The 12,354-nt window shown below is 30.9% G+C and carries 23 protein-coding genes; 1 reads left to right on the top strand and 22 read right to left on the bottom strand.

The window, feature by feature from the left end; all coding sequences use genetic code 11:
- Positions 1–11: 11 nt before the first annotated feature.
- The 4 genes from PQ478_RS08855 to PQ478_RS08840 form a co-directional block, all read right to left on the bottom strand.
- On the bottom strand, positions 12–236 hold the full coding sequence (locus PQ478_RS08855) for a helix-turn-helix domain-containing protein (RefSeq protein WP_289236542.1): 225 nt from the start codon (positions 234–236) through the stop codon (positions 12–14).
- Between the two features lie 206 nt (positions 237–442).
- Entirely contained in the window at positions 443–655 is a 213-nt protein-coding gene (locus tag PQ478_RS08850; protein WP_289236541.1) for a hypothetical protein, read from the bottom strand.
- Between the two features lie 115 nt (positions 656–770).
- The gene (locus PQ478_RS08845; protein ID WP_289236540.1) at positions 771–920 is read right to left on the bottom strand and encodes a hypothetical protein; all 150 of its coding nucleotides are present in this window, start codon (positions 918–920) and stop codon (positions 771–773) included.
- Positions 921–949: 29 nt separating this feature from the next.
- The gene (locus tag PQ478_RS08840; RefSeq protein ID WP_289236539.1) at positions 950–2,116 is read right to left on the bottom strand and encodes an AimR family lysis-lysogeny pheromone receptor; all 1,167 of its coding nucleotides are present in this window, start codon (positions 2,114–2,116) and stop codon (positions 950–952) included.
- Between the two features lie 173 nt (positions 2,117–2,289).
- Here PQ478_RS08840 and PQ478_RS08835 point away from each other — a divergent pair, with 173 nt between their 5' ends.
- Positions 2,290–2,529, top strand: coding sequence for a helix-turn-helix domain-containing protein (locus PQ478_RS08835; RefSeq protein ID WP_289236538.1), 240 nt, complete (start codon positions 2,290–2,292; stop codon positions 2,527–2,529).
- Positions 2,530–2,810: 281 nt separating this feature from the next.
- Here the strand turns inward: PQ478_RS08835 and PQ478_RS08830 are convergent, their stop codons facing one another.
- From PQ478_RS08830 to PQ478_RS08745, 18 genes are all read right to left on the bottom strand, one after another.
- Positions 2,811–3,773: a phage lytic cycle repressor MrpR family protein gene (locus PQ478_RS08830; protein ID WP_289236537.1), complete on the bottom strand. Its 963-nt coding sequence runs from the start codon at positions 3,771–3,773 to the stop codon at positions 2,811–2,813.
- A gap of 19 nt (positions 3,774–3,792) precedes the next feature.
- Complete coding sequence (locus PQ478_RS08825) at positions 3,793–5,112, bottom strand: DNA sulfur modification protein DndB (RefSeq protein WP_289236536.1); 1,320 nt, start codon at positions 5,110–5,112, stop codon at positions 3,793–3,795.
- Positions 5,113–5,185: 73 nt separating this feature from the next.
- Positions 5,186–6,190, bottom strand: a complete 1,005-nt coding sequence (locus PQ478_RS08820; protein WP_289236535.1) for a tyrosine-type recombinase/integrase — start codon at positions 6,188–6,190, stop codon at positions 5,186–5,188.
- Positions 6,191–6,263: 73 nt separating this feature from the next.
- On the bottom strand, positions 6,264–6,461 hold the full coding sequence (locus PQ478_RS08815; RefSeq protein ID WP_289236534.1) for a hypothetical protein: 198 nt from the start codon (positions 6,459–6,461) through the stop codon (positions 6,264–6,266).
- A 252-nt stretch (positions 6,462–6,713) separates the two neighbouring features.
- Positions 6,714–6,986, bottom strand: a complete 273-nt coding sequence (locus PQ478_RS08810) for a helix-turn-helix domain-containing protein (protein WP_289236533.1) — start codon at positions 6,984–6,986, stop codon at positions 6,714–6,716.
- 206 nt (positions 6,987–7,192) lie between these two features.
- Entirely contained in the window at positions 7,193–7,351 is a 159-nt protein-coding gene (locus PQ478_RS08805) for a hypothetical protein (protein ID WP_289236532.1), read from the bottom strand.
- Positions 7,352–7,372: 21 nt separating this feature from the next.
- Positions 7,373–7,768: a hypothetical protein gene (locus PQ478_RS08800; RefSeq protein WP_289236531.1), complete on the bottom strand. Its 396-nt coding sequence runs from the start codon at positions 7,766–7,768 to the stop codon at positions 7,373–7,375.
- A 46-nt stretch (positions 7,769–7,814) separates the two neighbouring features.
- A complete protein-coding gene (locus tag PQ478_RS08795) occupies positions 7,815–8,021 on the bottom strand; it encodes a hypothetical protein (RefSeq protein ID WP_289236530.1) in 207 nt (68 codons plus the stop codon).
- Between the two features lie 304 nt (positions 8,022–8,325).
- A complete protein-coding gene (locus PQ478_RS08790) occupies positions 8,326–8,595 on the bottom strand; it encodes a hypothetical protein (RefSeq protein ID WP_289236529.1) in 270 nt (89 codons plus the stop codon).
- Between the two features lie 45 nt (positions 8,596–8,640).
- Positions 8,641–8,856 carry a hypothetical protein gene (locus PQ478_RS08785; protein ID WP_289236528.1) on the bottom strand — a complete coding sequence of 72 codons (216 nt, stop codon included), beginning with the start codon at positions 8,854–8,856 and terminating at the stop codon, positions 8,641–8,643.
- A 182-nt stretch (positions 8,857–9,038) separates the two neighbouring features.
- Positions 9,039–9,221 (bottom strand): hypothetical protein, encoded by a 183-nt coding sequence (locus PQ478_RS08780; protein ID WP_289236527.1) that lies wholly within the window; start codon positions 9,219–9,221, stop codon positions 9,039–9,041.
- Positions 9,222–9,278: 57 nt separating this feature from the next.
- A complete protein-coding gene (locus PQ478_RS08775; protein ID WP_289236526.1) occupies positions 9,279–9,545 on the bottom strand; it encodes a hypothetical protein in 267 nt (88 codons plus the stop codon).
- A gap of 165 nt (positions 9,546–9,710) precedes the next feature.
- Positions 9,711–9,968 carry a hypothetical protein gene (locus tag PQ478_RS08770; RefSeq protein ID WP_289236525.1) on the bottom strand — a complete coding sequence of 86 codons (258 nt, stop codon included), beginning with the start codon at positions 9,966–9,968 and terminating at the stop codon, positions 9,711–9,713.
- Between the two features lie 94 nt (positions 9,969–10,062).
- On the bottom strand, positions 10,063–10,194 hold the full coding sequence (locus tag PQ478_RS08765; RefSeq protein ID WP_289236524.1) for a hypothetical protein: 132 nt from the start codon (positions 10,192–10,194) through the stop codon (positions 10,063–10,065).
- 1 nt (position 10,195) lies between these two features.
- Positions 10,196–10,417 carry a hypothetical protein gene (locus PQ478_RS08760; protein WP_289236523.1) on the bottom strand — a complete coding sequence of 74 codons (222 nt, stop codon included), beginning with the start codon at positions 10,415–10,417 and terminating at the stop codon, positions 10,196–10,198.
- An 18-nt stretch (positions 10,418–10,435) separates the two neighbouring features.
- Complete coding sequence (locus PQ478_RS08755; protein WP_289236522.1) at positions 10,436–10,606, bottom strand: hypothetical protein; 171 nt, start codon at positions 10,604–10,606, stop codon at positions 10,436–10,438.
- 53 nt (positions 10,607–10,659) lie between these two features.
- The gene (locus PQ478_RS08750) at positions 10,660–10,857 is read right to left on the bottom strand and encodes a hypothetical protein (protein ID WP_289236521.1); all 198 of its coding nucleotides are present in this window, start codon (positions 10,855–10,857) and stop codon (positions 10,660–10,662) included.
- Between the two features lie 255 nt (positions 10,858–11,112).
- A complete protein-coding gene (locus tag PQ478_RS08745; RefSeq protein ID WP_289236520.1) occupies positions 11,113–12,315 on the bottom strand; it encodes a hypothetical protein in 1,203 nt (400 codons plus the stop codon).
- Positions 12,316–12,354: the final 39 nt, after the last annotated feature.

Genomic DNA, 12,354 nt, shown 5'->3' with positions numbered 1-12,354 from the left:
ATTATGTCCTGTTATGCTACTCTGCGTGTTCTAATTTCTTCCTTGATTACATTTCTGATAAGATTTTCAAGTATGTACTGATCATCATGTTTTGCAATCTTCATTCCTTTTTCCCATCTCGACAATGTGTTTTCATGCACTCCTATTTTCTCAGCAAGCTTGCTTAAGCTCCAACCTACTGATTTCCGCATGAAATTAATAAACTGACCAAACTCTTTTTGCTCATCTAAAACCATCAACATTACCAACTTTATTAATTTTTATTTATTTTATAAATTAATTATATTACATAGGCAAAATAAAAACAACCACTTTCTTACAAGAAATGCGATTGTTTTTATTTCATTAGTTATAGTTTATTGGTATAATGATAATTGTGATTTTAATTAGGAATCTTTCAGTGTCTAGGTATTCCCCTAAATACTTAGACCGATTCCCCTCATTAAATTTCTTCCACTTCATGTATCTCAACTTCATGTGATCCGATTTCACAGTCTACACTCTCCCCATTGACCTGTCTAATATCCACACCATTTACTTCAATTACTTCTTCAGACAGTTTTCTTAGTACTTCTTCCCAAGCCGCCTCAATTGTTTCTTTCTCGATTCCCTTTACGATTAATTCTAAGTTGAGTGATACATGAGCTTGATACATTGCTTTTCCCCCTATTATTATCCGATTTCTTAATTTTAATTTATTGGAAACATCCCTTTAAATAGCTTGAGACGTAAACCATCGAATGGCTACGTCTCATAATAAATATATGTGGTTATGGTGTGACAATTGGAGTCCCACCATTTAGAGGTTTAACAATACTGCTATCGCTCTCTTTGATAGTAATTTCTGTTGCTGATACAGAAGTAGAAAGTACTACTGTAAGAGCTGCAGTGATTAATAATGATTTTGCAATTTTCTTCACTTGATTTCACCTCCCTTCAATTACCTATTTTATAGGCTAGCAACTTCTAGAGTCTGCTTACAAGTACCCATAATATCTAATTTTGCAATTGGAAGCTTTACGTAGTAACTATCATCTATTGACTTGAATAACTTAATGCTTTTCCAGAGCAGCTCCTCATCATCTGATAGATATCCTAAGCTGTAATAGTAAAAAGCCAAATCTCTGTTATTCATACTCGCCTTATCTGTATTTTGCATTAAGGAAGTATAGGAAGCTATATTACCTATCGCTGAGGATGTTATTAGCGCTTTATTGGAACAGGAGCTTATCCGATCCATAAACCTTTCGGAGTTCTCTTCTTTTCCCCAGTAGTGATCATGTAAACTAAGTGAGTTATAGATACTATTATCTCCATTTACCTCTTCAATTTCATGAAAGATGTCATGAGCTTTCTCAAGATAAAGTCTACCTTTAGCATAGTCTCGATAAAGATAAGACATGCCTATTAGCTGATACATGCTTGCTGCAGTGTTTCTATCTCTCGATTTACCGATTACAAACAACGCCATTTCTTCACACTCTTCAGGCTTGTTTATTCCTAGTTTAAAAGCTGCTAGTAGCTTAAAGATTCTTAATTGATAGCTTTCTTTTATATAAGAATCACCAAGTCTGTTTAGATTAGCCACTATTCTTCTGTGCATGTACTCAACCATCGAGCTGTGTCCTTCTAAATAAAAACAGCACATTCTTAAATATTTTTTGTAAATAATGTTGTTATCAGATTTTACACATTCATCTTCAATCATTTCAAGCTTGTCACATGTATTATCCCACAGTTTTTCATATTTGTAAATAGTAGCCATCTCTTTACTTTCTTTATTATTGCAAGAGTACATCTTCTCAAGCAAACTGTTTCTGTAACTTATGAGGGAATGATAGCTCAAATATTCAAGAGTTTGTCTGGATATCTCTTTATTGGGATCGACAGTTTCCGAATAAGCTTCTATAATGCTCTTTTCTTTTGTTAAATCGTTTGAAAAAAGATAATTTGAAATTTTTATAATCCTAGTAATACAGTCAAATTCTCTTTTCTCATCATTCAAATATTTACTGAGTGGTGTGATGTTCTTATATCCTGCTGCACGAGCTATTTCACTCATAGTAACTTGTCCAGTCTCTAACTTTAGACTGAGCAACCTTTTAAAGTCTTTCATTCGAACACCTCCATATACTCATCACTACAGGAACGTATGTTCTTATTTTAGACGAACATTGTGTATTTGTCTATATAATAATGAGCATTTAAAACAAACCTTTCTTATATTCCCAACTTCTGCTATTATTACTAATGGCACTTTCACTTTATAGTTCAAAAGGAGGGTGTCATTTGGGCAGAAAACTAACTACAGGGAAATGCCATCTTCAAAAATTACTGGATAAGCGAAACTTAGAACATAAAGACCTGTCAGAAATTACAGGTATCGACACTTCTTCAATTTCCTTATATGCCAGTAATTCTAGAGCTATGTCCCTAGACAATGCCGCCACTATAGCCCAAGCTTTAGGCATACGCATTGATGATCTCTATGACTGGATTCCTAAGGAAAACAGGGCTCAGAGAAGATGAGGAAACACATTCCTCGTCTACCTCGACTTTGCGCTAAAGCAAAGTATAGACATAAAAGATTACTATTTCCTAAACCAATATTACTATATAATAACTTATTATTCATTGACTATTTTTGTCGAATTTTAGTATTTCGAGTCAAATTGTAGCAAATTTAGTATAAGTATACTTATATTTCTACAAACCGAATCCAAACACTATTATTTAAAGTTTAAAATATTTTAATTTATTTTTATGTATGGTATATAGCCCGTTACATACGGACTATATTCTCTAGAAGATTAAATTTCATAATAAGATTTTATATTATCAATCGTAACAAATTCTTTGATACCTGCTATATTATTTATGTCTCTGTTAACCCCTATTTTACCCGTTCCGAATTTTTCAGCTATAAGATTATATTCTTCTTTATCTAACTTCCCATTTTCTTTATAAAGCAAGTAACCCATATATAGCATTCCACTTCTTCTAATATTAGTTGGTGTTAAGTAAGGTTTATTTGTTATTTCTTTAATGTGTCTTAATTTAGTATATAAAGTCATATAAGATACTGGTGCATTGTGATCCTTAATTCTTCCATTATCCACTGCTCTAATAACATAGTCATTTTGTATTAGCTTCTTTTCTTTTGCTCTAGATTCAGCTAGTCCATTTGCAAGAATATACATATCTTCTGACGCTGCTTTTAATAAAAAGTTTACTAATCGTTCTGATACTTGCACAGTACGTGGAAATTTACCTTCTCTAATAGTGATTTCATTTGTATCGGTATTAATATCTTTTAATTTAATGCCAGCAAGCTCGCTAAATTTAGTACCATACACACCTTCAAAAATTAATCTTGAAATTACTCGATCTTGATAATTATTATTCAAGTCTTTTTCTTCAATTTCTGTAAGCTCTTCCTCTGATATAAACATCTTTTTAGTATGATCAATTATTTCATCTAATACATTAGTATATACTCTAGCTACTGGATTAATGTTGCTATTAACATATCCATTTGCAATTGCCCAGTCAATATAGCTTTTAACTGTTGAAAGGTAAGCTCTAGCAGAAGACATTGATGGCAATTCTAAAGCGTATAGAGTGTCAATTATTTCCTTACGTGTAAAATCATAAATATCTTTATTATATCTTTTTTCATCATTAGATAAAGCTTTTAATCTGGATTCATAAGCAACATAGCTTGTTTCAGAAATAGTTTCTAAATACCTTTTTTTAATTGCTTCATTATACATTCTATATCACCTGCGCCTATTATTTATATTGGTCTATATTTAGCTCATTAAAATATTGTGTTATCGCTACCGTTCTGTTTCCAGAAAGGATATTATCCCACTTATTATTATCTTTACTAAAATCAATATTATTTAGAATATCATTTATCTTTTTAATCTCTATATTTTCATCATGCATTCTTTTAGCTAATGCAATAAATCCTGCAAACATAGATTGTGAATTTATATATGTTTTCTTTTTATATTCAGCTACATCACCCAAAAATTCATCTGGATAGCTATAGCAAATTTCATTAAAGAATTCTGTTAAATATCTGCCTAGTTTAATAGCTGCACCTTTATTATCTACGTTAAAATGCTTTTCAATTGCTTCTCCAAGCGTCCCATAAGAAGTTAGAGAATCACTCTTGGGTGAAACTACTGGATCTGAAACAATCTTTCCTTTTAGTTCTGAATTTCCTTCAATATAATTTACTAAGAAATTAACATAATTGTTTTCATCCATTTTTCTCTTATGTGATTTAGGAATAGGGTTGATCGTGTTCGTCTGTGTGAAGTGTTCTTTTGCTTGAGATTCAGTTAAATTCACAATTTTCACCATAAATTCCATATCTATATCAGGATTTTCTGCCTGTGCTTCAATCGTTGCGCTGTAACGATGATACCCATCTATACAGTCAAATAAAGTACCTTCTGTTATAGTTAAAGTCTTTTCTTCATCATCATAAATCAATTCCTCATCCACATCAGACGTACCTAAGCGAGCGTTAAATGCTAATGTAGATGAGATAAGCTTGCCTTTGAAAAACAGCTCTTTGATTTCTTTAATACTTTTCTGATTCACTCTAGGAGTTTCAATCATGTCTCCATCAGTCGTTTTAGTTTTCTTGGTATTTCTTTGAGTATTAGGATTATATTGAATTTGTTTCCCATTCTCTAATTTCCTAAATGCAGAAACTGAAACTAAAGCAAAATAGCCATCAGAAGTTTTTAATACATTTTTAAATGTATATGGGAATTTAGCAATGTCATCTCCAGAATGCTCGCCTACAAAAGTAGATTTTGCTTCTTTAATTTCTCTGTCATTAAAAAATAATTTCGGATCAATTTTTCTTATTTTTAATAAATTATAGGCTTCGAAGTTTACAATTATTAATTCTTTTAAATCCATATTAGGTACAACTTCATCAGCTTTGGCAAGTATCTCTGTTACCCTAGAAGCTGCTACATCATACTGCCACATCATATCCTTAAATTGTCTGTTCTTATCTCTGTTTGTTTTAATATTCATTAATACTGGAATTAATACTTCTTCCAATTCTTTACGATCTACTTTCACGAATATCACCTCATTTTTAATTATATTTCACTTTGTTATATTATACAACAATTAAACGGTTTGTTAAACATTATTATTTATTTCTAAGTTCATTAATTAAACGAATTTTAATTTCATTGTTATTATCAATTAATTCCAAAAGTTCATTTTTATCCAGCGATTTTAGGTCATCGCTGTTAACGGTTTCTCTCATACTCATTACACCAATATTCCCAAAATCCTTCTCTTGAATGTATTTTGTAGTTGTATCAAAACTTTGATGCCCAGCAAACTTTTGAGTAGCAAGTGGATCTAAAGTTAAATAGTAGTACTCTGTAACCGATGCTTTCCGAATACTATGGAATACAATATTTCTTTCCTCTGGAATATTCATATAAGCTCTTAAACGATCAAACATATATTGAATTTCTGTATTTGATAAAGGGAATAAATACTTATCATCCTCCTTCGCATTTAAGATGATTGAATATAATTCTTTCTTAATGATTCTTTGATGAATTACATCGCCTTTACCAACTACTTGAAAATAGATTTGATCATTATCAATAACTCTCAAATCTCTCCACTGTACTTTTTGAATTTCCTCTTTACGCAAGCCAGTATCTAGAGCAAACAATAAAAATGCACTTTTGTTCTTAGCTTTATTTCTTTCAGTCTCAAATACAATTTCAGACATTTGAACTACTTCATCATAAGTTAATTTACCGTAGTTAATTTTTTGTGTCTTTAATCTGTCTGACCCTTTTAATATAGAGAAGTCAATTTCAACAGAAAGCATGAAATCATTTACCCTTGATTCAAGATACTTATAGAAGCTTTTGATTGCTGCCATCTTAGTATTGATTGTGTTATTGCTCCACTTCCTCTTACCTTCAACCATAAACGTATCAATAATGTTATGGCTGATAATTAAATCCTTTTCAATCAATTCATTAAGCTGCTTAGACATTGTGATCAGATAGAAGTCTCTAATGTGAGTACGATAACTATTACGTGTAGTAGGCTTATCAATTTTTGTTTCTATAAACTTGTTAATAATTTCTTCAACGTTAACTTTGTGAATGTATGCCAATTCCATCTCGATCACTCCCTGATTAATTTTTATTATCTTTATTATACCTTTAGGTAAGCCATTTTGCAATAGATATGTATTATTTACTTAGCATTTCCATGTAACCTTTTAGCATTTCTTTTCTTGTTGTCTCTGGATCAATTTTAACTATCTTTGTTTGTTGCTTCTTCCAATACAGCTCCTCTTCTCTCAGGTTAAGAGCTGCAGTTCCATTGTTGAATAATGCTTTATATTGTTTTTCTACACTCTTTCGCTTAAAGTCGATTACTGTACTCATTTCATATACCATCCTTTTTATATTTTAATTTATTATATTCTTAGTGATTACCTTTTATGTACTGTCCTAAACATTAAATTTATTTTTCTTTCTTTTTCTTATCTTTATTATAGCAAATTAAAATATAAAAACAATAAATACAACGACAAATAGGCTTATTTTCGTTGATTTTTTCGAAAAATAAGCCTTATGACTATATAATTTTGTATTATAGAGTGATTACTTCTTAATAAAACTAAACTTTTAAAGAAATTATTCTTTTTCTTTTGTTTCTTTAGGTATAAATCTTAACTCCATACCTAGTGCCTCTAAATATTTTATTGCTGTAATTAAGCTCATATTGTTCGATGGGTTCTCTAATCTTGCAACAGATGGCTGCGAGAGTCCTGTAATTTCTGAAATTTGAGCTTGTGTTAAACCTTTTCTTTCTCTTACAGACACCATCTCAGCCAACAGGCTTATATATTTCTTTTTGTCATCAGGTATTGAGCTAATATCCTTAGAAACATCATCCCAAGTCTTCATTGATCTAATCTCCTCCTTTGCTGCAACTAAATTTATCATAGACAGAGAAGACTGTCTAATAACAAAAATGATATATTCGCTATCTCTGAACTGTGAAACTAAATTATCATGTGATTTGATAAGTACGCTATGCTATAAAACATCAGGTATGCATATATCTTTCCGTTCAGATAGAACGGTTTGACTCCTTTTGCTATATGATGCTTTTATTTAGTCCTCATTTCAATCAATGTAAAAAAGTCTTTTGGATTTAGGTGCGTACTATTATCTTCAGCAATTTCCATAAGTCCAAAAATAGCCTGCAATAAATCTCCTTTATCCTTTTCTGGCAATAGTTCTAATTTTTCGTATAAGTTAGCTCTCATTCTTACACACCCTTAAAATGATTATTTTATAAAGTCAAAACTCTCTATGTTTTCGATCATCCATCTTTTTAATTCTAAATTAAGGTTTTCAAATTTTAAAACTCTATCTTTATCAGCAATGGAATATGGGGATTCGAACAATTCTTTATTTCTCTTATAAGCGTTTGATTCAATGAATCTGTTGTAAAGGTCGTTTGCAATTACTTCTCCTTTTTCACTTTGCTTTTGGTACAGGTCTAAATCTGGCTCACTTGTTATTTCAAAAATATGATTTACTTTAAAGCTTACCATCCCACTGCCAAAAGAATAAACGTCAATCCTTTCGGTGTCTAATTTAGACTCATAACTTAACGCAAAATTCGACTGAGCCTCTAATGTATTAAAGAAAAATGAACTAACACGATTTAATTTTTCCATTACTCTCATCTCCTCTATTTTGGATTAAACTGACATTTTAAAAAATCTAGTCTTCCATTTCATTTGCCCAATCTTCTCTAGCTGCATCAGCCATTTCTTGATAATACGAGTCTTCATCATCTCTTAAGATACTCTCTAATGATTCTGATACTTTAAAGAATCGCTTATCATTGTTTCTATTTCCTTCAATATTAAGTTGTGTGATCGAAAATTTTAACGCATCTTTTTGTTCATCAGATAAATGCATATTCATTTCTCCCTCCAAATTGAATAAGTTAGATATTTTATTTAATAGGTCTATAATATGTCACTGGAACCCTTGTGTATTCGGTTATATAATGTTTCAGAAACTTCAAACTGCCATTGTTGATATACTGTCGAACCTGAGTCTCATTTAATACAGGATATGTGCTATTACTCTCTCTTTGACTAAGCAACTGATAAATCTTTTCATTCCACATGATCACATCATTCTCGCTTAAAGTAAATGTAGAATATTTGCTTTTTATCTTCAATAATATTCCTCCTTTTTCTAATAAAAGTCTGCATTTATCAAATTAAAAAACTATCTTCTTATCTTTTACTAGTTTTTTGAAATACAGATAGTTGAACATTAATTCAATTTCATCGTCACTTAATTTCTTTCCATCTAAGCTTAATAGTTTGTGTTCTTTAATAGCACGATGATCATAAACTGTACTTATTCCAAGCCCATTGTCCTTAGATGCTGCTATATTATTAGTTTCATCATCAACAAATCTAATGCCCTCATCATACAGTTTCAGAAACGTTCTAAACTCGATATCCTGCTCTACTTTCTGATTCATTAACTGTCACCACTCCATTAACTTTAAATAAAACTCTGATTTCATTTAATCTTTCCACTTACCTTGATCTTGCAAAAGAGTGCGCAAGTGTTTATAAAGATTTTTGTGGCATCTTACACTGCCTTCTTTCTCATTTACAGAGGTCTTAAATTGATTTTTGGAGATTATTTGAATGTCTTCGCCATCTTGCCACACTCCAACTACAATTGCCACACCGTTATTAGACTGTCTCACATCTCCATCTTTTAATGGCTCTCTCATTTCATCTCTCCTCATAAAAGTGAATTTAAATTAGACTACTCTTTCTGATAAGTAAATTTTGATTCCTTCTACAATTTCATTTTGACATTCGAAAAAATCTCTTTAAGTTCCGAATTGCTCATTGCTTTTAAATAAGTATTTGTTTGAATAGCCATGTTTTCACTCTCCTTGAAATTCTGTTTTTATCTTAATAGCTGCCTTAAGCTTTCAAGTGACTGTAAATCAGTAACTCCCATCCCTATAAGCTGCGGTTTACTTTTAAAAAAAGATACATATTTACCGTTTACCTCTTTTGTAATTAAGTCATCACCTTTATCATTGGGTTTATTAATAATATCTTCCAAGTCAATGTTGAGCATCATCATTAAGCTCCTCCTAAAAACAGTCCAGCGATTTTTCACCTTTTCTGTTATACGAATTTATTATACCATTGCCATTTCATCTACTGTATCGAAATTGAAATATTTTCTATATGTAGTACCTTCTTTAAGATCATGCTCTACAAACTCTTTAAACAACTTCCCTCGTTTCGCTTCTTCATTACTACAGTCTTTATACAGATACCCATTAACAAAACTTGCTGCTTTCTCATAGCTGGTAAATGAATCTACTGGTAACTGTGAATACTCACACCATACGTCATAAAAGTAGCCACTTTTCTTAATTAGTAATAAGTCAAAATTAATCATCGTACATCCCTCTTTATTTATTTTTATTCACTTTCCTTTTGTGACTCTCTCGATCTTTTTCGTGAGTTGGCGACTCTAATCCAATGCTTTATATCATGCTCATTTCTGTATCTAATAGCCTCATCTAATGAACTAATTTCATTCTGTCTTAGATAGTTAATTGCTTCATACGGCTTCAATTGTCGCCACCCCATTATTGTACATTTTCTTTCTCATGGTTGCAGTAGTCATTGCACTAGTCAGCATTTCAACAAACTCTGAATCACTACAATTAGAACTATAAGCTGCCATTAACTCATTCATTTCTTTAGGGTTGAGATAAAATGATAAATTTTCGTATCTCTCTTTCCATTCCATAAAATCATTATAATCTTCAATTTGCTCTTGCATCTCTTCAGTGGTTAACTCTTGCACGTTCATCATAATCACTTCCTCGTCATTTTATTTTATTATATTGTTTAAGTCAATAATTTCTTTCTATAAATAGCCAGCGATTTTTAACTCATTCTGTTATACACTATTTGATTTCACAAATATGAGAAATACCTTGATCGTTTAATCGTTCTACTATCACATCACGCTCGATCCAAGCATCCACATAGATATCTTTTTGCTTTCCGTCTTCTTCCCATTTGATATGATAGCCCATCTTACACACTTTCCCTATCATAATAAGTTTTTCTAACTTCGTTAAGATCAATACCAATTAGAGTTGCTGCTGCTAGTAGCTCGTTAGCCCTTAAACTGTCATTGTTTAAATTATAGTGAAGTGTTTTTACATTTGTTCCTGATATTTCTGTTACCTTTCTCATCGGAATACCTCTCTTGAATAATTCTTTTTTAATATATTTACCTAAAGTCATATCTTCCATTTTTAACACTCCTTCTTTTTATGTAATACTCTTATGTAGTCTCAAAGCTTCTTTTCTAATAAGAAATCTTACTGCGTCTGTTGTCGTCCAACCGTATGACCTTTTAATAAAGTCTAGTTGAGTTATTTGTGCTGCACTCAATTCCACATTTACTTGTTTTTTCTTTTCGTATCTTGCTTTTACTCCCATTTTACACCCCTCTATTTTAAATTATTTAAAAGAACTATTTTAACCGATTGTATTTAGCAAGCTAGGAATAAATATTTATTCATTGGTAGCTTATAAAGTCCACAAGCCATATCATATTCATCTTTACTGATTTCTTTTACTAAATAATCTTTTTTAATCATCTTATAGAATTTGTCAGCTAAATCATAATTAGCAAATTTAATTCTATGCACTTCGCCTTTTATATCCTTCCACAGTACCCATGTAAACATTTATTTTCACCTCTGTTTCTTAAAAGCAATATTTTATTGATGGTATTTTTCAGTAAACTCATTGTGATGGTCTACGCAATCTAAGCAAACTACAAAGTCTTTTTTATTCCTAATTAACTTATTTTCTTTTACAATTGCTCTAGGGATTAGACCAGATTTCAATCCATCTGCCTTCTGATTTACAATATCAACCTTTGATTTGCAGTAAATACATTTCATGTTATCACTCCTTTAAAATCAGCATTTTATAATAGCTTACATTCTGTTTAAGTTTCCATTTCGATCCATCTTAAGCTCAAGAGGAGTTTTTCTTTCCGTTGATTCATTTGTATTATAGGTGCTTGATAACATATGTGATTTACCAATAAATTTCAATAATTCACTATTTTCATTTTCGGCTTTCTTGATCTTGGTTTGTGCTAATTTAATTCTATTTTTTAACTTTTCAAGATTTTCAGTCCCTAGTTTTTCGTATTCTTCCTTGAAGCTGCTTAATGATTGTTGAGTTTCTACTAATTGATCTTTAATTTCTTGGTTACTCTCAACAATGCCATTACAAACATCCCATAGCATCTTATTATCGTTGATTAGCAATTGACTTAATCTATTCAAGTTTTTATTACTCTTCTTTAATTCATAAACTTCTGTCATCATTTCTTCCATTTTACTATTCTGATCTTTCATAAGACCCATCATTTTATCTAAGATTATCTTCTCTTCACTTTCAATAGTATTATTAACCTTTACCACTTCTTCATTAGGAATTGCTTCTATAATTTCTTTTGTTTCCTTTTTACGTTTAACTGATGGCTTCTTTTCAGAATATGTAGCAAATAGAGTTTTAAGAGATGGATTCTCCTCAGTATCTTTTTTATACCATTTTGTTATTAATGTTGTCGGTTTGCAATTAATTTCCTCAGCAACTTCTGATATTGACTGAATTAATGGTTTTTCTTCTTTAAATTTAATGTTTAAGCTATATAAAACCTCTTCAATTAATTCTTTTGTCCATGATCCATTATATTTTACTTCATTGTTAGAAACACTATTATGCGATTCATTTTCTACATTAAGTAAGTACTCTCTAATCTTTTGTGAAACCTCGCTATCCCTCAGTAACATTCCCATTCTCAAGATTGCTTTTTTTGTCAATAATGTCATAGACGGTGCTTTCTTGTATTCATAATTATATTTTAAATATCTCTCTTTGTATTGTCTGAACTTCTCGCCTCTCAGCACTCTTATTCCATCGCTCATAAATTCTGTTTTATATCGACTCATAACATTTTTAATGGTACTTGTGTCCACATTATAATAATCTGCAACTTGCTTTAAATTCATGTGTGAACCATCTGGCAATAATGATAATTGTTTTACCTTGCTTAGTACATCTACCTTCTCCACAAGACTATCTCTAACCTCTTTAGTCTCTTCAACTAATTTTAATACTGCTGACATTTCATCCATCTCCTTATAATATTTTTTATAATATTTCTA

The organism is Alkalihalophilus pseudofirmus (assembly GCF_029094545.1).
In the GTDB taxonomy this organism is placed as follows: Bacteria; Bacillota; Bacilli; order Bacillales; family Bacillaceae_D; genus Alkalihalophilus; species Alkalihalophilus pseudofirmus.
The sequence above is the reverse complement of the archived record's forward strand: the minus strand, read 5'-3'. Positions and strand labels throughout refer to the sequence as shown.